Genomic DNA, 16,219 nt, shown 5'->3' with positions numbered 1-16,219 from the left:
GTAAGGAGAGAAATTATGAGTAACAAGCCAGGAACATATTATGTTCCCGCTCAAAGTAGCTGGCCGATCATCGGTGCGTTTGCTCTATTTTTAGTTGCCGTTGGTGCAGGAATGACCGTTCAGGGGACACAAAGTGAAGGGGCTGTGGGAACCATTGGCAGTATTGTGCTAGCGGTAGGTTTTCTGTTCTTGCTTTACATGTTGGCGGGCTGGTTTAGTAATGTGATTACTGAGTCACTGAGTGGAAAGTACAGCTCGCAAATTACTCGTTCTTTTCGCCAAGGGATGAGCTGGTTCATCTTCTCTGAAGTGATGTTTTTTGGTGCCTTTTTTGGTGCGTTATTCTACGCCAGGATGATTTCTGTGCCTTGGTTAGGTGGGGCAGATAACAACTTCATGACCAACGAGGTTTTGTGGCCAACCTTCGAAGCGATGTGGCCACTCACACTGACTCCGGGTGGAGAAACAACACAAGCTATGCCGTGGCAGGGCATTCCCCTTACTAATACTATTTTGCTGCTATTGTCGTCGATTACGCTACATATGGCGCACATAAGCCTTGAAAAAGACAAAAGAACGGCACTAATTGTTTGGTTGGAAATCACCATCGTGCTTGCGGGCTTTTTCCTATATTACCAAGCGGTCGAGTACGCTCATGCTTATCAAGAAATGGGGCTCACGTTGCAATCTGGTATCTACGGAAACACCTTTTTTATGTTGACGGGTTTTCACGGTTTGCACGTTTGTCTTGGGACGATTTTCTTAATCGTATTATTGCTCCGAATCGCTAAAGATCATTTTTCGTCTAAGAACCATTTTGCCTTCCAAGCAGGTAGTTGGTATTGGCACTTTGTGGATGTGGTTTGGTTATGTCTGTTTGTGTTTGTGTACGTGCTGTAGGTGCATTGGGCGATTAGTAAGGACGGGGATTCGGAGCTAGCCAGCCTGAACTGAGCGCAATAAGTAGAAGGATAACAATTAAAGCGGAGAACATGACTCGACGGCCTAAGTAATGACTCATAGGTTTGTCTCTTTTTTCGGGATTATCTGGGTCTTCACGAACCATTTCGATAAGCGCTTTTGCGAGGTTGAAGATAATGAAAAGCAGCAAAAGGACAAGCGTCAGTTTGAATAGAAATACGGTGGACATAGAACCTCCGGTTTCATCGTTGTTGTTATCAAGACAATTATGGCTATCGAAACGGTTTTGGGTTGCAGTTGGTTTAACTGTGGTTGTGTTTTCTCTTTTGGTCAAACTGGGTTTTTGGCAGCTTGAAAGAGGGCAAGAGAAACAGGCTTTGGAACAAGCTATTCTTGCGCGAGCGGATAGTGCGTACCAAACATTAGGCGAAGTTCTTGAAGAAAACGATTGGAGAGAAGGCAGCATCCTCGGGAAAAAAGTGGAAGCTAATGTTGTTCCTCAGGCGTTTCCCGTGATTTTACTGGATAACCAAACGCATCAGGGCAATGTGGGCTATTTAGCATTTCAGATTGTCTCTATGAGTGATGAATCAGGAACCTATGCATTATTAGAGCTTGGTTTTGTGGAGGGAATAGCAGATCGTTCAATATTACCAACCGTCACAACACTCGAAGTGTCGACCTTTATCTCGGGACGTATGTACCGAAAATCTGCTAACCCGTTGAGCTCTGAATTAATGCCAGAAGTTGGCGATGCCATTCGTGTGCAGAACCTGAATATCGTGCAACTGAATCAGCTACTTAATATTGAACTTATGCCCGCAGTCTTGCAGCCAGACAATCTAAAAAATTGGCCTTACGACTTTCCTTGGAACCCATTGCCGCTCAACAGCGCCAAGCATTTCGGTTATTCGATTCAGTGGTTTTCGATGGCGGGCGTTTTCTTATTATTGACCTTAATTGTTTTTGTTCGTTGGCAAAGAAAGTTGCGTCACATGGAGGTGAAGCATGACATCTAGAGTAACCAAAGGGCGGCTAATGTTGATTGCGTTGGTGTGTACGTTTGCGCTTCCTGCCGTCATCGCTAAGGTCATTCTCACCCAAGGGTGGTATCAAAGCGGTGTGACCAATAGAGGTGTGTTAGTTGAACCATACACAACGTTAGAGCTACTTGGTCAAGAGTCCCCACTCAAGGAGTACAGGTGGCAACTCGCTTATGTTTTACCTAATGAGTGCACAGAACAATGCAGGCAGCAGCTTTACCTGCTTCAGCAAAGCCATGTCGCTTTAGGAAAATATCAAGAGCGTGTGGTGCCGGTGCTTTGGCAGACAGAGTTGTCCGGTACCGTAGATATATCGATGACGACAATGCAAATGAATCAATCGGTTACCGCCAAAGTGAAACCCGGACAAATGTTAATCGTTGATCCTCTGGGGCAATTGGTGATGTCTTACTCGCTAAAACCGAATGAAGATTTAGTCTCGTTCAACAAAGGTATGTTGGCGGATTTACGCAAGCTCTTAAAATTGTCACGAGTTGGTTAGAAAGGGGCGTATATGAAGTTAATTCAGTTGGTTAAATTCAGTTTGCTCCTAACTTTCGTGGTGATCATGTTAGGCGCGTATACTCGCCTTTCTGATGCAGGGTTAGGTTGCCCTGATTGGCCCGGCTGCTATGGGCACCTTGGTGTGCCTCATCAAGAAGAAGACGTAATACGTGCCAATCTTAATTTCCCTGAACGGGCTGTCGAGCATGAGAAAGCATGGCTTGAAATGATTCATCGCTATTTTGCAGGAACGTTGGGTTTGGTCATTTTTGCCATGACAGTGATATCAATGAGGTCTGAGCGCGTGAATCCTACTATTCCGATGCTGCTCAGTGTACTGGTGGTCGGGCAAGCACTTTTGGGGATGTGGACCGTGACGCTCAAATTAATGCCAGTCATCGTAATGCTTCATCTGCTTGGTGGATTTACTTTACTGGTTCTGCAGGCGATTTTTTACTGCCAGTTAAAAGCGCAAAATAATCTCTATTTCTCTCCATCTTCCAGCTCGCTGCGAGGCTTCTCATTATTGGTTTTTCTGGTTGTTTTTATGCAGGTGCTGCTAGGAGGGTGGACTTCGTCAAACTATGCCGCGCTCATGTGCACCTCACTGCCGATTTGTGAGGGAGATTGGATGAGTCATCTCTCATGGAAAGAGGCGTTTTCTTTCTGGCAAACCGGATTCGAGAATTACGAGTTTGGTGTATTAGAGTATCCCGCAAGAATGACCATACATGTTACGCATCGCCTCGGTGCGATTGTCACCGCCACTGTCGTATTGGCTTATAGCATTATGCTCATGAGGCAAGATTCCCATCATTCACAGCGCATTGGAGGATGGTTACTACTCACTTTAGCGTGTCAAATTATGTTGGGCGTGAGCAACGTTGTATTCCAACTTCCTATTTATGTCGCCGTGGCACATAACTTGGGTGCCGCCATTATGTTGAGTCTTGTTTGTGTGAGTCAGTTTTATTTGTGGCAGGGCAAAAAAGCTTGGAGTTACACCGCGAAAGGAGTTCGCTATGAGTAAAGAAATCGCACTGTCGTTAAATGATCGAAAGCGACTAAGTTCCGTTTATTTGAAGTTAACGAAGCCTAAAGTAGTCGCATTAATGCTGGTGACGGCCGTTGTCGGGATGAGTTTAGCGCCTGTTACTGAGTTTCCTTGGTTGCAGGCGGCGGTTGGCCTAACAGGCATTGGTTTGATGGCAGGCTCCGCGGCAGCGTTTAATCACCTGATTGACCGCCGCATTGATGCGAGAATGTCTCGGACACACAAACGTCCGTTGCCATCGGGTGAAGCTAAGCCGTTATCGGTGATAACCTTTGCGACGGCTTTAGGCGTCATAGGATTTGTTCTTTTGTATGCGCTGGTTAACCCACTGACGGCATGGCTGACTTTGATGAGTTTACTCGGCTATGCGATGGTGTACACCATGTACCTCAAACGCGCTACTCCGCAAAATATCGTAATTGCAGGTATTGCGGGTGCGATGCCACCTCTTCTCGGTTGGACTGCCGTAACAGGGCAGTTGCATGCGAATGCTTGGCTGCTTGTGATGATCATTTTTATCTGGACGCCACCACACTTTTGGGCACTCGCAATTCATCGCGTAGAGGACTATCGTAAGGTGGATATTCCAATGTTGCCAGTGACACATGGTATCGAGTACACCAAAACTTCCATTCTGTTGTATACAGTATTGTTGACGTTGGTTTGTGTGCTGCCGGTGTTGGTTGGAATGGTCGGCGTAGTTTATCTTTTTGCCTCGTTACTACTTAACGCTGGCTTTATGTACCATGCATGGAAGCTAAAATACGCGCCAGAGCCCAATACCGCGATGGAGACGTTTAAATTTTCTATCTATCACCTTTTTGCGTTGTTCATTGCATTGCTTTCGGATCACTATATTGGTTTGTAGCCTCTCTTTAAACAGAAAACGCCGCGTGGTTCGCGGCGTTTTTGGTTTTGATAGTTGGGCTTTAATGCAAAGTTTCTAGAGTTATTGAATCTCTAACAATTCAACATCAAAGATCAAAACACTTGCTGGTGGAATTGGGCCTGAGCCACTTTTGCCATAACCGAGCGTGCTTGGTACGAAAAGGCGGATTTTTTCACCTTCGACCATGTATTGTAGGCCTTCTTGCCAGCCTTTAATGACTTGGTTAAGACCAAACGAAATTGGCTCACCGCGATTAACGGAGCTATCAAACACAGTGCCATCAATCAACGTGCCGTGGTAGTGCACTTTGACTTTGCTTGTCGCGGTTGGGTGAACCTCACCTTCGCCTTTTTCAAGAACAATATATTGAAGACCACTTTCTGTTGTAATGACGCCTTCTTTCTTCGCATTCTCGAGCAAGAATGCTTGGCCTTTCGCAAAGTTTTCATCCGCTACTTTATGGTTTGTCCAAGTACGGTAAATGAAAAAGCCCGCCAGAATGAAAATAATGAGAGGAAACAAAAATTTAGACACGTAAGCTCCTTGTCTATTTAGGTTGTTTTAGCAAATAGTTAATGGTTTCTGCCATGGCTTCGACGCTGTCATGACCACTAGTAATGACTTGGTATTTTCCATTAACGATAAAGGCTGGAACGGAGTTAATTTGGCCGCGAGTCGTGATCGCTTCTGCCTTAGTGATGTACTCAAACAGCGTTTTTTGCTGTGCTTCATCTAAATGGTAAGGGCTGATAAGGTTGCGAGACTCAAAGGCTTTCTCTACGGCGATTTGACGTTCCTCAGCAGTCGCATCAGGACCCATTTGTACGGCAGCAAAAAGATCCGCCATAAATGCTTTGTCAGGTGTCGACTCTAGTTGCATTACTGCAGTGTAGAAGATGATGGCGCTTACTTGTGCACTTTCATTGAAAGTTACATGCATTTTTTCAACGCTTTGCTCGGTCAATGATTCAATTTGAGGGACAAACTCTTCCATTGAGCGACAGTGGCCGCAAGTTAGGGCAAAAGCTTCTGTCAATGGCGCCAAATCATATTCTTGAAGAGATACAGGCAAAACTTCGTATTGTTTGCCTTGCTGAGGCTGAGTGTTGCCGCTATCGCATGCCGACAAGGCCATCATGGCGGCAATCACAGCAAAGCCTTTCGATATGGTTTTTAACATAATAATGCTCTAAGTAAGAAATTTGCGTTAGTTTATCGGTTAACGATAGTGACTAAAACCATTAAATAACAATAAAGTGAGACGATTGGTAACAGACTTTTCCTGATGTGTAGGCTGCAGGGAGGTATTTTGGCATCGCTTTTTATTTGAGAGATACTTGATATTGATTCCAGTGGCATGAACGCTGCATATACAAACCAATCGGTGGATAAAAGCGCTAAAGATTTGGCGTGTTTTGTCGACACAATGGACAAGAGTTTTTCTACGTTGGTAATGGTATGAAGCAGTGGTTTTTAATTGTTTGCGGCATTCTGACTGGGTGCAGTAGCCTTGATCAAGACATGGTTCCTGGCGGGAACATTTTAGATACAGCTCCTAGAACAAACACCGAGCTGAGACATCCTGAGTGGGGCTATCCGAGCGCCTCCAGTGTGGCTTCTTCACCTCGTACGTATCAGACTGAGAGGGCATCAGTAAAAAAGTCGCAAAATGTGACCTCTCTGGAAATGTTTCTGAACAGGCACAATATTCCTCATGAGACACTCAGTGGCGGTCACTTAATGATACGTTTGAAAGAGCAAGTGCATTTTCAAACTGGCTCTGCTCAGTTATCAGCGCAATCTCAAGACTGGATTCGAAACATTGGTCACTATCTAGCAGGAAGAACGGATGTGGATGTCGTGATCGATGGCCATGCCGATAGCACGGGAGCTGCCAGCTTTAATGACACGTTGTCAGAAAAGCGAGCTCGTGAAGTGGAAAAGCAACTGCTGGCGACGAGTATTCCTCGTCAACGCGTGTTTTCTAGAGGTTTTGGCGAGTATGTACCGCAGTGCAGCAATGCGACAGCCAGTGGCAAAGCTTGTAATCGACGCGTAGAGCTAACGCTGATCGTTGATGAGTAAGGCGGTGGCTGGTCGATAAACTACGTCGTGTCGTTTTCACTGAGCCCTTATGTGTTTACTGGCGTTTCCGTCTGGGAATGAGCAAGAAGAGTGAACCCAAAGGCTAGGCATAGCAACGAGCAGCTAGACTGAATAGAAAAGAGGCACCTGTATGGTGCCTCTTTTACATCCGCCAATGTTCATAGGGGGAACTTAGGCAAATTCTTTTTCAACGTAAGCGACGATGTCAGATGACTCGTATAGCCACTGTGTTTCGCCATCTTTTTCGATACGCAGGCAAGGGACTTTAATTCGTCCACCACCTTGCTCTAGTTCAGCTCGATGAGTCGGGTTATTTTTTGCATCACGTAGCTCAATGTTCACCGATTGACGCTTCATTGCACGGCGGACTTTTACGCAAAAAGGGCAAGCTTCAAATTGGTAAAGTGCGTATTGTTTTGCTTTTTCATCAATACGTTGTTGTTCTTCTGCACTGCGTTTAATACCACGAGGTGAGAACACGGCGTTCAACAATAAGATAACCTTGCCTAAAATCCAACGGATAAACTTCATAATGATCCCTTGATGTTCATTGGGTAATTGTCCTTTAAAAATGCAATCATGATGCTTGTTGCATTGAGCGTGAAGTCTATCAGTTGTTTGAAATGGATAAAACCATGTATTTTATGCGGAAAATAAGCGTTTTAACTTGCCCCAAAAGCCGCTAGTCGAAGCTGGACTGGCTTCTCTACCTAGATAAAAGCTTTGCATCAGTTCGGTTCTGAATGCATCAACATCCATGCGTTTTACAACAAGCTCGTGTTGCAATGTATTCTGAGTTTGCTCGGCATGATCGTGCGCCAAGCTAAAGTCCATATTCAAATAGCCTTGAGTATAAAGCCAAAGGTGGGTTATCAAGATAAGGTCTTCTGCGGACTGGTTAGTGAACTTATCCGCGTGCTCATCACCCAAGGAGTCAGTCAGCACTTGCTGCATTTGCTGGGCAGAATGCGCATGTTGCTCATAGTTAGCGCTGGCTTCAATATGCGACTTAGTCAAAAGACCAAGCAGGTGAAGAGTAGGCGCCGTGGCGGGTTTGTTCTCACAAACTTTTGTAAACAGTTGTGACTGTTCTTTTAACCAACGTCGCTTTGCCGCTTTATGTTCTTTAACGAAGGGAATTTCTTTGAATCCCATCTCTTGACTCAGTTCACTAAGAGACGTCATGGCTTTTTAGTTCCTTCACCGTTACTTCGACGTGTTGATCGTTGATATCAACAAAAATAGAGCTGCCGGTAATCATAACAGAAAGGCTAGTGCCTCGGTCAAGGTGCTGACAAATCAAGTCGATAGCGTCGTAGTCAAAGCTTTCTACGTTGACGGGAAGCATTGAGAACTTTCCTGACATTTTATCCCACCATACCGTCGCTTTAGTGTTATAAGTGTAGACTTTTACGTGTTTTGCTAGGCGAGAGGCTTTCTTGATTCTTTCTGGTTCTGGTTCGCCAATTTCAATCCAGTGAGTAATGCTTTGATCATCGCCAACATGCCATAAATCAGGCTCTTCAGTTGTAGAAAGCCCTTTCGTAAACTCTAAATTACTTTGAGCGTTTAAGCAGTAAGCTAAAACACGAGCCAGCATTCGTTGAGGTTTTTCTGAAGGGTGAAGGGCGATAGTTAGATTTTTAGAATCGTAATAGTCGTTATTCATATCGGAAATGGCGATACGAAATTTATAAATAGTCGGTTTAAGAGCCATGGATTTATATCGTTTTTGTTGGCAAAAATAAGTTATAGACAAAAAAATAGCCAGCTTTAGAAGCTGGCTATCGTATCAAATTCTTTAAGAATTAAAGTACTTTGATTTGCTCTGCTTGAGGGCCTTTTTGACCTTGAGAGATAACAAATTCTACTTTCTGGCCTTCAACTAGAGTACGGAAGCCGTCACCAGTGATTGCAGAGAAGTGAGCAAATACGTCAGGACCGTTTTCTTGTTGAATGAAACCGAAGCCTTTAGTTTCGTTGAACCACTTAACTGTGCCAGTAGCTGTGTTAGACATGTCTATTTCCTAAATATCTAAATAATGTAATCTTTCGCCTCAACGGCGCTTATAGCGTGGAAAAATAAATTGCTATTGCGTACCACAGGACGACGGGTTACAAGTAATCCAACGAAATGTGAAAACAAAGAACTTTCTTTCTAGCCGTGTTTGAGTCTAGGTTAATTCCACGAAGAGTCAACATATATTAGTGCTTTATGGACAAATATTTGTATTTAGTCACTATTTAACCAGCATGTTTTTGATTAAATTTCAAATAAATGACGGTGATGTGAAGTTTTTCAGCATAAAATTCAACTAAATCTATAAATTTGACTTATTTATATAATTATTGTCCAATCTGGTTCGACCATTAAGGAGGATTTATGGCAAAACCTAAAACCAGTCCTCAGCCGAATGAGTTACAACACGAGACCGATTTCGGCAGAGGTGAAATCAAGGACAATGCGTTAAAAGCGGTTGTCACCAGTCAATTGTTCAGAACACGAGTCGTAAAAGCGAAAAAAGGTAAAGGCAGCTTCAGTCGGAAAATGAAGCATAGAGGCAAAGAGCCCTATTCAAAGTTCTCCCGATGTGGATTTTGAATAGGGCTTTTTTATTGATGCTGCTTTTTATCAACCTATTCAAATTCAATGGTTTAGTGTTAGTTAAATCACTCTTATCTCACCTTATACTGGCTAGCTTTCTTCTTAAAACTAGACGCTGAAAAGTACCAAATAAGTACTAAAACCTACTAAGTTAGATTCATATCAATAGGAGCCACTTCCTGTCCGACACCGCTCTGCTATATCTTTAGATCAGACAAAACAGCCGAGATTATGGTTTAAAAAGACTGGTGAGAAGTAGGTATGTCATCGACGAGTTATGGTACTTATGGTTGCAAGTGTACAAAAGCGTGTGCTTCTTTGTTACTACTATGGCTGTCTATTTGCCCGATGACGTATGCGCACAAGTCAGAGTCTCATTCTTTAATAGTTGCTAACTCCAAAGCTTGGAAGCCATTCTCTTACCTTAGCCCAGACGGTGAACCCAAAGGCATTTTGATCGACTTCTGGAAAGCGTATGCGGCGGACAACCAAATTGATGTTCAGTTTCTGCTTCTTGATTGGGAGGCTTCTTTACAGGCCGTAAAAGAGGGGCGTGCTGACTTTCACGCGGGATTGGTTTACTCATCGGAAAGAGCCGATTACTTGGATTTTGGCGCAGTTATCATGCCCATTCAAACTAAATTATATGTCAATCAAGACGTGCTTTCGATTGATGTCAAAAGTGTTTTAGCTGGTGAAATGACGTTGCCAATTGGTGTCGTTAAAGGAAGTTACGAGTCTGAGTTTATTAAGACGAATTATCCTAATGCGCCTATTGCAGAGTACATTAATAACGACACGATGATACAGGCCGCTGTCGATAAGAAGGTGCTGTATTTCGTCGCGGACCTTCAAGTAGCTAACTTTTATATGGCAACTATGCCGGGAGCAGGCATGTTTGTTCCTGTAATAAATTTATATAGTAAAGACCTTCGGATTGCAGCAGGGTTGCATAGTTCTGCTTCCATTTTGGATGTCTCTCGAGCGTTTGAAAAAGTTATCGATACAGATCGAGAAAGGATCCTCAATCGGTGGAGTGTGGTGAAAACGGTCTATCCTCTTTATCTCCTACCTATTGCGATTTTCGTTATGACGGTCGCGACGCTGTATCATATCTTCGCACTCAAACGCATGGTTGCGCTGCGCACAAGACAATTGACGATTGCTAACCAGCAATTGCTGGAGATGACGTTAACGGATTCCCTAACAAAACTCTACAACCGTAGACACTTGATTGAACAATTGGCGCTCTTGAATCACTTGCAGCGAAGCTTGACGGTAATGGTATTTGATATTGATGATTTTAAATCAATTAATGACCAATACGGTCATCTTGTCGGAGATAGAGCGATAGTGGCCGTGGCTGAAACAGCAAAATCAATGACTGATGAACGTATGACATTGGCGAGAATTGGCGGAGAAGAGTTCGCACTCGTGACGGCATCGCTCTCTGAGCGAGAAGCGCGCAACTTTGCTCAAATGCTCTGCAAAGCCGTGTACGAACAACCTATTATCCTTGGTGGGCAAGCGATTCATTTGAGCATTAGCTTAGGCTGCGCATACTACCCTGAATTTACTCATATCGTGAATTTACAAGACGCTGATCAACTGATGTATCAAGGTAAGTCTGAAGGTAAAAATCGCGCGGTGTTTCAAGTCATAACAGACAGCCAGTTTCAACCTGAGCTTCGTCAAGTCCCTTAGCATTTTTGAGTCACCAATCGCTATTTCTAAAACCTCACTTGCTATACTCAATTGAATTTAAAATTATTATACCCGTTTCGATTCAAATTCTAGGTCGTGTCGGTACAAAGGGAAGGTATGTATAAAACGTTTTGTGTTCTCGCTTGTGTACTTCTCTCTTCTTTTTCTTACGCTGAGAGCGCTTTCGATATAGTCCAAAAGTCTGATCAAGCGATGCGCGGAAAATCCAGTTATAGCGAAGCCACCATGAAAATTGTTCGCCCTGACTGGTCACGTTCAATGACCATGAAGAGTTGGACGAAAGGTACGGAATTATCTTTGGTCTTGGTGACTGCTCCGGCGAAAGATAAAGGTAGCGCCTCGTTAAAACGTCATAGAGAAATGTGGAATTGGGTGCCGAGTATCGAGCGAGTGATTAAAATTGCGCCATCCATGCTCAGTCAGTCTTGGATGGGATCAGACTTCACGAATGATGATTTAATTAACCAATCTTCTATTGTTGTCGATTATCAACATCAACTGCTTCAAAGTGAAACCTTTGATGGTGACAAAGTTTGGGTAATTGATGCACTTGCCAAGCCTGACGCCCCAGTGGTTTGGAGCAAAGTCAGACTGTGGATCTCTCAAACGAGCTTTTTACAGCGCAAAGTCGAGTTTTACGATGAATTTGATGAACTGGTAAATGTTTTGACGACTTACGATGTGCAAACGTTGGGTGGGCGAGACGTTGCGACTCGCATGGAGATGCAGCCGATAGATAAACCAGGAAATAAAACGGTTTTGATTACGCACGAAGCGCAATTTGATTTTGATATCGATGATGACTTTTTCTCCCAGCAGCAAATGAAGGCTCTGCGAGATTAGGGTGGATTTTGGTTTAGATAAGAGGTGAGATCGGATGCTCATCAAGCTCGCATGGCGAAATCTATGGCGGCAAAAACGGCGGACATTGTTAACCGCTTCTGCGTTAGCTCTTGTTCTGTTTCTCTCCTTACTGACTCGAGCGTTCCAAGAAGGAAGTTACTCCTCAAATATTAAAAACGCTGCGAAGTTCTATACGGGATTAATTCAGCTACAACATCCCGATTTTGGGGACTCCTCTAGCATTGATGATGTCCTTCCACAAACGCCTGCGTTCATTGCATCTGCCAAAAATAATCCTGATATCGACATCGTTCTGCCGAGAATTGAGTCATTTGCGCTTGCCGCCAAAGACGAACGATCCAAAGGCGTGATGGTGCTCGGCGTTGAGCCTGACGCTGAAGATAGCTACTCCAGCATTAGTGACAAAATCGTACAAGGGCGCTTTATTGCATCTGGACAAAACTCGGTGCTTGTTGGTGAGGGTTTGGCAAACTACCTTTATTTGAACGTTGGTGATGAACTGGTGTTGTATGGTTCGGGTTATCGTGGTCAAACGGCGGCTGGACTGTATCAGGTGTCCGGTATTTTGCACTTTCCTTTGCAGCAGTTAGATTCTCAGTTGGTCTACATGCCTCTTGATACCGCACAAGCGTTGTATTCGCTTGATAACCAAGTCACCGCATGGGTCCTTAACACTCAAAGTTTACGCGTGTTGCCTGACATTGTTAAACAACTAAAGCGCCACTACGGGAATGGCGTCGCAGTAAAAAGCTGGCAGGAGCTGTCGCCAGAACTTTCTCAACAGATAGCCTTGGACAAAGCGGGTGGGATCTTTTTGATCTATATCTTGTACGGCATTGTTGGTTTTGGCCTGTTTGCCACGATTTTGATGATGACGTTAGAGCGCCAGCGTGAATTTGCGGTGATGCTCGCGACGGGTATGTTGCGCAGCAAGCTTATGGGGCTCGTCGCCATTGAATCGATGTTTATCTCCGTTATTGGTCTTGTGCTCGGTGTCTTGATCAGCGCGCCTGTGCTTGCGTATTTCTATATCAATCCGATTGAGATTACTGGCGATGCTGCACAAGTGATGCTGGAGAGTGGCTTTGAACCAATCGTACCTGTTTCGCTAGACCCTTATTTGTTAATGGATCAAATTCTTGTCGTTCTCGTTATTTTATCGTTATGTCTGATGTATCCGATGGCTAGACTTCTTCGCTTGCCCATTGCTAGTGGGCTAAAAGGAGGCGCGCATGTTGATTAAATTGGCGTGGCGTAATTTATGGCGGAATAAGCTCAGAACTTCCATTATGCTGGGAGCGATGGTGTTCGGCTTAATGGGCGTTGTTGCCATGATTGGATTCATGAACGGTTTGGTCGACAGCATGATCAAAAACGCGATTGCGTGGCAAACCAGTCATCTACAAGTGCATCAGAAATCCTACCTTAATAATCCTGACCTTAGTGACACAATAACGAATTATCAAACGATAACGGCCGCTTTGGCTGCACATCAAGATGTTAAAGCGGTATCGGCGCGATTTCTTGCTGATGGCATGATTGCTTCTGCGCGTAGTACGAGAGGCGTTCGGATCAATGGCATCAATATTGAACAAGAGCAAAGTATCACACCGCTTAAAAGCCATGTGATAGACGGAGAATGGTTAAACGAAGTGGGAAGAAACCCCATTCTTATTTCGCAAAAAACCGCAAATCGGTTGAAGCTGCGTGTTGGATCGAAAGTGGTTTTAACATTATCTGACATCAAGGGTGATGTATCTGGCGCAGCTTTTCGCGTTCGAGGTATTTTTAAAACGCCATCCACCACGTTTGATGACGGTAATGTCTACGTCCGTAAAGTCGATCTCGAAACAATCGCAGGCTTGTCGGGTGCGCATGAAATTGGCGTTTTGTTGAACTCCAACGAGACTAAACAGCTAGAAAGTGCAGAGGCATTTACGTTATCAATATTGCCACAAGCCAACCGTGAACAATTGGTCGTGAGAAAATGGCAAGACATACAGCCTTTACTCGCAACAATGATGAGCTCAATGGATATCTCTAACCAAATTATGTTGGTCGTTTTCGTACTTGCCATGACTCTCGGAATCATCAACATCATGCTGATGTCAGTTTTTGAAAGAACGAGAGAGTTTGGTGTGTTAATGGCGGTTGGCATGCAGCAGCATAAAATTCGCACACTGATTATTTTGGAAACGCTATTCCTTGGTTTGAGTGGTTGCGCGTTAGGGTTATTAGGAAGCGCAGTCATGCTGAAAATACTGAGTATTACTGGCTTATCGCTTGGCGCACTTGCTGATGGATTAGGTGCTTATGGCGTCGATACCTTGCTTTATCCAAGAGTGTCGTTTTATGAATATCAATTGATTATTGTGGCTATTTTTGTCGCGAGCTTATTTGCGGCTCTGTATCCAGCAAGGCAAATTCTCAAACATCGACCTACGGATGCCATGGCGGAGAAAACGTAATGACGATTAAATTGGAAGGCTTATCCAAGACGTACAACCCAAAGAGTGACTTCCCGGTACATGCGGTTCAGAACGTAGATTTGGAGATCAAGCAAGGTGAGTTTGTCGCTATTATGGGACCTTCTGGTTCAGGGAAAACGACGCTACTAAACATGTTGGGCGGGATCGATTCGCCTACATCAGGACGCGTGGAAATTGATGGATGCTTAATCTCTGATATGTCAGAAAAAGAGTTGATCGCTTATCGGCGCGATAACATTGGCTTTATCTTCCAAGATTATAGCCTGCTCCCCGTACTGACAGCTCTTGAAAACGTCGAGTTTGTTATGCAATTGCAAGGGAAAACAGAAAGGGAATGTCGTGAACGCGCCAGCGCGCTACTGCAACAGGTTGGATTATCACAGCAGATGCATAAACGTCCGAGTAAAATGTCTGGAGGCCAACAACAGAGAGTTGCGGTTGCAAGAGCATTGGCACCAAAACCAAGGTTTGTAATGGCAGATGAGCCTACCGCCAACTTAGATGCAAAAAATACAGCCGAGCTGCTTGATATCATGGAACAACTCAGTGAAAAAGAAGGCACGACATTTATCTTTTCTACCCATGATCCTAGAGTTATTAAGCGCGCACATCGAATCATAGTATTTGAGGACGGGCGTTTGGCACGAGATTTTGCCAACATTGATAACACCATAGAGAAGAGCCATGCGTGGTAGAGTAGAGGGCGTAAGCTTACTATCCAAGTTATTGCGGCTTTTTTTTGCGTTAAGTCCTGCGGTAATTTGCATTAAAACTAATGCCAGCATACCGGGTTTGGAGCCTGAAAAAGCATGGGATATCAATGGCTATGTGAAATACATGGCGACCTATAGTATGCCTGACGAGCAGAGTAATACCCTTGACCATCTACTCCATAACCGGATTAACGTTGAATATCGCTTTTCTCCTGAATGGCGAATAAATCTTGGTATCAGGAATAGAGCATTGTGGGGGGATGCGCTTGAGATTCCTCAATATGCGGAACTCGTGGCGCTTGATAATGGGTATTTTGATCTAAGCAAAAACTGGCGAGAAGATAATGTAATCCTCAATACCCAACTGGATCGACTCTACGTCTCTTGGAGTAACCAAGATTGGAGTGCAAGGTTAGGGCGGTTCCGGGTCAATTGGTCAATGAACACCATTTGGAACCCAAACGACATCTACAACGCCTATTCTATTTACGACTTTGATTACGAAGAGCGGGCGGGCACCGACGCTGTCATGGTGAGTAAAAAACTTGGGTTTGCCGATGGGTTAGATCTCGTTTTCTCTCCGTCAAAGCAGTCTAAAGAAAACAGCACGTCACTACGATATTTCTCCAACGTTTCTGGTTGGGACTATCAAATCATTGCGGGTCGATCTCGGCAAGACTATGTTCTTGGAGCAGGGTTCGCGACTGATATCTATCAAGCCGGGTTTCGAGGCGAGTTAAGCTGGTTTGATCCTATTGATACAAAGCATCAAGGTCAGCCTACTGAGGATACGACAGTCGCTAGTTTGGAATCAGACTACAGTTTTGGTGGTGTGCGTAACTGGATGGTGAGAGGTGCTTGGTTGTTTATTTCTGAACCAAAGCCAGCGAGCAGCGCATTAACTTACCTAAACCTCCCTCTCTCTGCGAAAACCTTGAGCTTCACGGAGCATACTGTTTATGCCGATGCTAGCTTCGACTTAACGGCGCTCAACCGTGTCACCTTATCGGCTAGTTACTATGATGATGGCTCTTACTTTGCTGGATTATCCAGCAGCTATTCGCTCAGTAATAATTGGCAACTGCTAACTGTAGTTCAACATTTTAACGGTACGGACGGCAGCTTATTTGGAGAAACACCTGCAACTTTGGTGTTTGCTAATATCCGGTATAGTTACTAGAGACGCCTTTCATTTAGCTGCTATCCCTAAATAATGCAATCAATCACAAATAATGCCTTGTTCTGAAGTTGTTTTTGATACAAGCATTTAACATTTTTGTAAACATCGTTATATTTAAGGCTCATC

Annotated in this window: 19 protein-coding genes and 1 pseudogene; 13 read left to right on the top strand and 7 right to left on the bottom strand. The window is 44.2% G+C overall.

Features of this window, described 5'->3' with window-relative positions:
- Positions 1 to 15 precede the first annotated feature (15 nt).
- The gene (locus tag L3V30_RS11935; protein WP_005391171.1) at positions 16 to 900 is read left to right on the top strand and encodes a cytochrome c oxidase subunit 3; all 885 of its coding nucleotides are present in this window, start codon (positions 16 to 18) and stop codon (positions 898 to 900) included.
- 13 nt (positions 901 to 913) lie between these two features.
- On the opposite strand, the gene L3V30_RS11930 is transcribed toward L3V30_RS11935, so the two are convergent.
- On the bottom strand, positions 914 to 1,150 hold the full coding sequence (locus tag L3V30_RS11930; RefSeq protein ID WP_237308996.1) for a DUF2909 family protein: 237 nt from the start codon (positions 1,148 to 1,150) through the stop codon (positions 914 to 916).
- Between L3V30_RS11930 and L3V30_RS11925 the strand changes: the two genes are divergently transcribed.
- The 4 genes from L3V30_RS11925 to cyoE are packed head-to-tail and all read left to right on the top strand — an operon-like array spanning position 1,098 to position 4,390.
- Positions 1,098 to 1,940: an SURF1 family protein gene (locus tag L3V30_RS11925; protein WP_237308995.1), complete on the top strand. Its 843-nt coding sequence runs from the start codon at positions 1,098 to 1,100 to the stop codon at positions 1,938 to 1,940. The two genes, L3V30_RS11930 and L3V30_RS11925, sit on opposite strands and share 53 nt — an antisense overlap.
- Positions 1,930 to 2,466, top strand: coding sequence for a cytochrome oxidase biogenesis cluster protein (locus tag L3V30_RS11920; RefSeq protein WP_237308994.1), 537 nt, complete (start codon positions 1,930 to 1,932; stop codon positions 2,464 to 2,466). The genes L3V30_RS11925 and L3V30_RS11920 overlap by 11 nt, the downstream gene beginning before the upstream one ends.
- 12 nt (positions 2,467 to 2,478) lie before the next feature.
- Positions 2,479 to 3,498, top strand: a complete 1,020-nt coding sequence (locus L3V30_RS11915) for a COX15/CtaA family protein (protein ID WP_046873705.1) — start codon at positions 2,479 to 2,481, stop codon at positions 3,496 to 3,498.
- Positions 3,491 to 4,390 (top strand): heme o synthase, encoded by a 900-nt coding sequence (gene cyoE, locus L3V30_RS11910; protein WP_150917902.1) that lies wholly within the window; start codon positions 3,491 to 3,493, stop codon positions 4,388 to 4,390. Before L3V30_RS11915 ends, cyoE begins: the two co-directional genes overlap by 8 nt.
- An 81-nt stretch (positions 4,391 to 4,471) precedes the next feature.
- Here the strand turns inward: cyoE and L3V30_RS11905 are convergent, their stop codons facing one another.
- Both L3V30_RS11905 and L3V30_RS11900 read right to left on the bottom strand, forming a co-directional pair.
- Positions 4,472 to 4,945, bottom strand: coding sequence for an FKBP-type peptidyl-prolyl cis-trans isomerase (locus tag L3V30_RS11905; protein WP_005391162.1), 474 nt, complete (start codon positions 4,943 to 4,945; stop codon positions 4,472 to 4,474).
- A 13-nt stretch (positions 4,946 to 4,958) separates the two neighbouring features.
- Entirely contained in the window at positions 4,959 to 5,591 is a 633-nt protein-coding gene (locus L3V30_RS11900; RefSeq protein WP_150917905.1) for a thiol:disulfide interchange protein DsbA/DsbL, read from the bottom strand.
- A 278-nt stretch (positions 5,592 to 5,869) separates the two neighbouring features.
- On the opposite strand from L3V30_RS11900, the gene L3V30_RS11895 reads away from it, so the two are divergent.
- Positions 5,870 to 6,496, top strand: coding sequence for an OmpA family protein (locus L3V30_RS11895; RefSeq protein WP_150917908.1), 627 nt, complete (start codon positions 5,870 to 5,872; stop codon positions 6,494 to 6,496).
- A 192-nt stretch (positions 6,497 to 6,688) separates the two neighbouring features.
- Here the strand turns inward: L3V30_RS11895 and L3V30_RS11890 are convergent, their stop codons facing one another.
- The 4 genes from L3V30_RS11890 to L3V30_RS11875 all read right to left on the bottom strand — a co-directional run bounded on the left by L3V30_RS11890 (position 6,689) and on the right by L3V30_RS11875 (position 8,535).
- Entirely contained in the window at positions 6,689 to 7,048 is a 360-nt protein-coding gene (locus tag L3V30_RS11890; RefSeq protein ID WP_053809555.1) for a glutaredoxin, read from the bottom strand.
- A 111-nt stretch (positions 7,049 to 7,159) separates the two neighbouring features.
- Positions 7,160 to 7,702, bottom strand: a complete 543-nt coding sequence (locus L3V30_RS11885; protein WP_046873701.1) for a hypothetical protein — start codon at positions 7,700 to 7,702, stop codon at positions 7,160 to 7,162.
- Entirely contained in the window at positions 7,689 to 8,234 is a 546-nt protein-coding gene (locus L3V30_RS11880; RefSeq protein WP_150917911.1) for a YaeQ family protein, read from the bottom strand. The genes L3V30_RS11885 and L3V30_RS11880 overlap by 14 nt, the downstream gene beginning before the upstream one ends.
- A 91-nt stretch (positions 8,235 to 8,325) precedes the next feature.
- Positions 8,326 to 8,535 carry a cold-shock protein gene (locus L3V30_RS11875; protein WP_005375625.1) on the bottom strand — a complete coding sequence of 70 codons (210 nt, stop codon included), beginning with the start codon at positions 8,533 to 8,535 and terminating at the stop codon, positions 8,326 to 8,328.
- A gap of 365 nt (positions 8,536 to 8,900) precedes the next feature.
- Between L3V30_RS11875 and L3V30_RS24010 the strand changes: the two are divergent.
- The 7 genes and pseudogenes from L3V30_RS24010 (at position 8,901) to L3V30_RS11840 (ending at position 16,093) form a co-directional block, all read left to right on the top strand.
- Positions 8,901 to 9,241 (top strand): annotated as a pseudogene (locus tag L3V30_RS24010) (ribosome alternative rescue factor ArfA).
- Between the two features lie 142 nt (positions 9,242 to 9,383).
- Positions 9,384 to 10,826 carry a sensor domain-containing diguanylate cyclase gene (locus L3V30_RS11865; RefSeq protein ID WP_237308992.1) on the top strand — a complete coding sequence of 481 codons (1,443 nt, stop codon included), beginning with the start codon at positions 9,384 to 9,386 and terminating at the stop codon, positions 10,824 to 10,826.
- Positions 10,827 to 10,943: 117 nt separating this feature from the next.
- Positions 10,944 to 11,690: an outer membrane lipoprotein-sorting protein gene (locus tag L3V30_RS11860; RefSeq protein WP_203342812.1), complete on the top strand. Its 747-nt coding sequence runs from the start codon at positions 10,944 to 10,946 to the stop codon at positions 11,688 to 11,690.
- A 34-nt stretch (positions 11,691 to 11,724) separates the two neighbouring features.
- Positions 11,725 to 12,954 carry an FtsX-like permease family protein gene (locus tag L3V30_RS11855; protein ID WP_237308991.1) on the top strand — a complete coding sequence of 410 codons (1,230 nt, stop codon included), beginning with the start codon at positions 11,725 to 11,727 and terminating at the stop codon, positions 12,952 to 12,954.
- Positions 12,944 to 14,179 (top strand): FtsX-like permease family protein, encoded by a 1,236-nt coding sequence (locus tag L3V30_RS11850; RefSeq protein ID WP_237308990.1) that lies wholly within the window; start codon positions 12,944 to 12,946, stop codon positions 14,177 to 14,179. The genes L3V30_RS11855 and L3V30_RS11850 overlap by 11 nt, the downstream gene beginning before the upstream one ends.
- Positions 14,179 to 14,895 (top strand): ABC transporter ATP-binding protein, encoded by a 717-nt coding sequence (locus tag L3V30_RS11845; protein ID WP_237308989.1) that lies wholly within the window; start codon positions 14,179 to 14,181, stop codon positions 14,893 to 14,895. The genes L3V30_RS11850 and L3V30_RS11845 overlap by 1 nt, the downstream gene beginning before the upstream one ends.
- On the top strand, positions 14,885 to 16,093 hold the full coding sequence (locus tag L3V30_RS11840) for a hypothetical protein (protein ID WP_237308988.1): 1,209 nt from the start codon (positions 14,885 to 14,887) through the stop codon (positions 16,091 to 16,093). Before L3V30_RS11845 ends, L3V30_RS11840 begins: the two co-directional genes overlap by 11 nt.
- Positions 16,094 to 16,219: the final 126 nt, after the last annotated feature.

This window comes from Vibrio sp. A1-1 (assembly GCF_021728175.1).
Taxonomy (GTDB): domain Bacteria; phylum Pseudomonadota; class Gammaproteobacteria; order Enterobacterales; family Vibrionaceae; genus Vibrio; species Vibrio diabolicus.
This window is presented reverse-complemented; position numbering and strand designations above follow the sequence as displayed.

What these genes read in the sequence shown, in the direction of transcription:
- L3V30_RS11920 (WP_237308994.1), top strand. Translation starts at nt 1,930, where the DNA reads ATGACATCTAGAGTAACCAAAGGGCGGCTAATGTTGATTGCGTTGGTG.
- L3V30_RS11885 (WP_046873701.1), bottom strand. Translation starts at nt 7,702, where the DNA reads ATGACGTCTCTTAGTGAACTGAGTCAAGAGATGGGATTCAAAGAAATT.
- L3V30_RS11895 (WP_150917908.1), top strand. Translation starts at nt 5,870, where the DNA reads ATGAAGCAGTGGTTTTTAATTGTTTGCGGCATTCTGACTGGGTGCAGT.
- L3V30_RS11845 (WP_237308989.1), top strand. Translation starts at nt 14,179, where the DNA reads ATGACGATTAAATTGGAAGGCTTATCCAAGACGTACAACCCAAAGAGT.
- L3V30_RS11875 (WP_005375625.1), bottom strand. Translation starts at nt 8,535, where the DNA reads ATGTCTAACACAGCTACTGGCACAGTTAAGTGGTTCAACGAAACTAAA.
- L3V30_RS11880 (WP_150917911.1), bottom strand. Translation starts at nt 8,234, where the DNA reads ATGGCTCTTAAACCGACTATTTATAAATTTCGTATCGCCATTTCCGAT.
- cyoE (WP_150917902.1), top strand. Translation starts at nt 3,491, where the DNA reads ATGAGTAAAGAAATCGCACTGTCGTTAAATGATCGAAAGCGACTAAGT.
- L3V30_RS11850 (WP_237308990.1), top strand. Translation starts at nt 12,944, where the DNA reads ATGTTGATTAAATTGGCGTGGCGTAATTTATGGCGGAATAAGCTCAGA.
- L3V30_RS11855 (WP_237308991.1), top strand. Translation starts at nt 11,725, where the DNA reads ATGCTCATCAAGCTCGCATGGCGAAATCTATGGCGGCAAAAACGGCGG.
- L3V30_RS11935 (WP_005391171.1), top strand. Translation starts at nt 16, where the DNA reads ATGAGTAACAAGCCAGGAACATATTATGTTCCCGCTCAAAGTAGCTGG.
- L3V30_RS11860 (WP_203342812.1), top strand. Translation starts at nt 10,944, where the DNA reads ATGTATAAAACGTTTTGTGTTCTCGCTTGTGTACTTCTCTCTTCTTTT.
- L3V30_RS11865 (WP_237308992.1), top strand. Translation starts at nt 9,384, where the DNA reads ATGTCATCGACGAGTTATGGTACTTATGGTTGCAAGTGTACAAAAGCG.
- L3V30_RS11915 (WP_046873705.1), top strand. Translation starts at nt 2,479, where the DNA reads ATGAAGTTAATTCAGTTGGTTAAATTCAGTTTGCTCCTAACTTTCGTG.
- L3V30_RS11930 (WP_237308996.1), bottom strand. Translation starts at nt 1,150, where the DNA reads ATGTCCACCGTATTTCTATTCAAACTGACGCTTGTCCTTTTGCTGCTT.
- L3V30_RS11840 (WP_237308988.1), top strand. Translation starts at nt 14,885, where the DNA reads ATGCGTGGTAGAGTAGAGGGCGTAAGCTTACTATCCAAGTTATTGCGG.
- L3V30_RS11900 (WP_150917905.1), bottom strand. Translation starts at nt 5,591, where the DNA reads ATGTTAAAAACCATATCGAAAGGCTTTGCTGTGATTGCCGCCATGATG.
- L3V30_RS11925 (WP_237308995.1), top strand. Translation starts at nt 1,098, where the DNA reads ATGAAAAGCAGCAAAAGGACAAGCGTCAGTTTGAATAGAAATACGGTG.
- L3V30_RS11890 (WP_053809555.1), bottom strand. Translation starts at nt 7,048, where the DNA reads ATGAAGTTTATCCGTTGGATTTTAGGCAAGGTTATCTTATTGTTGAAC.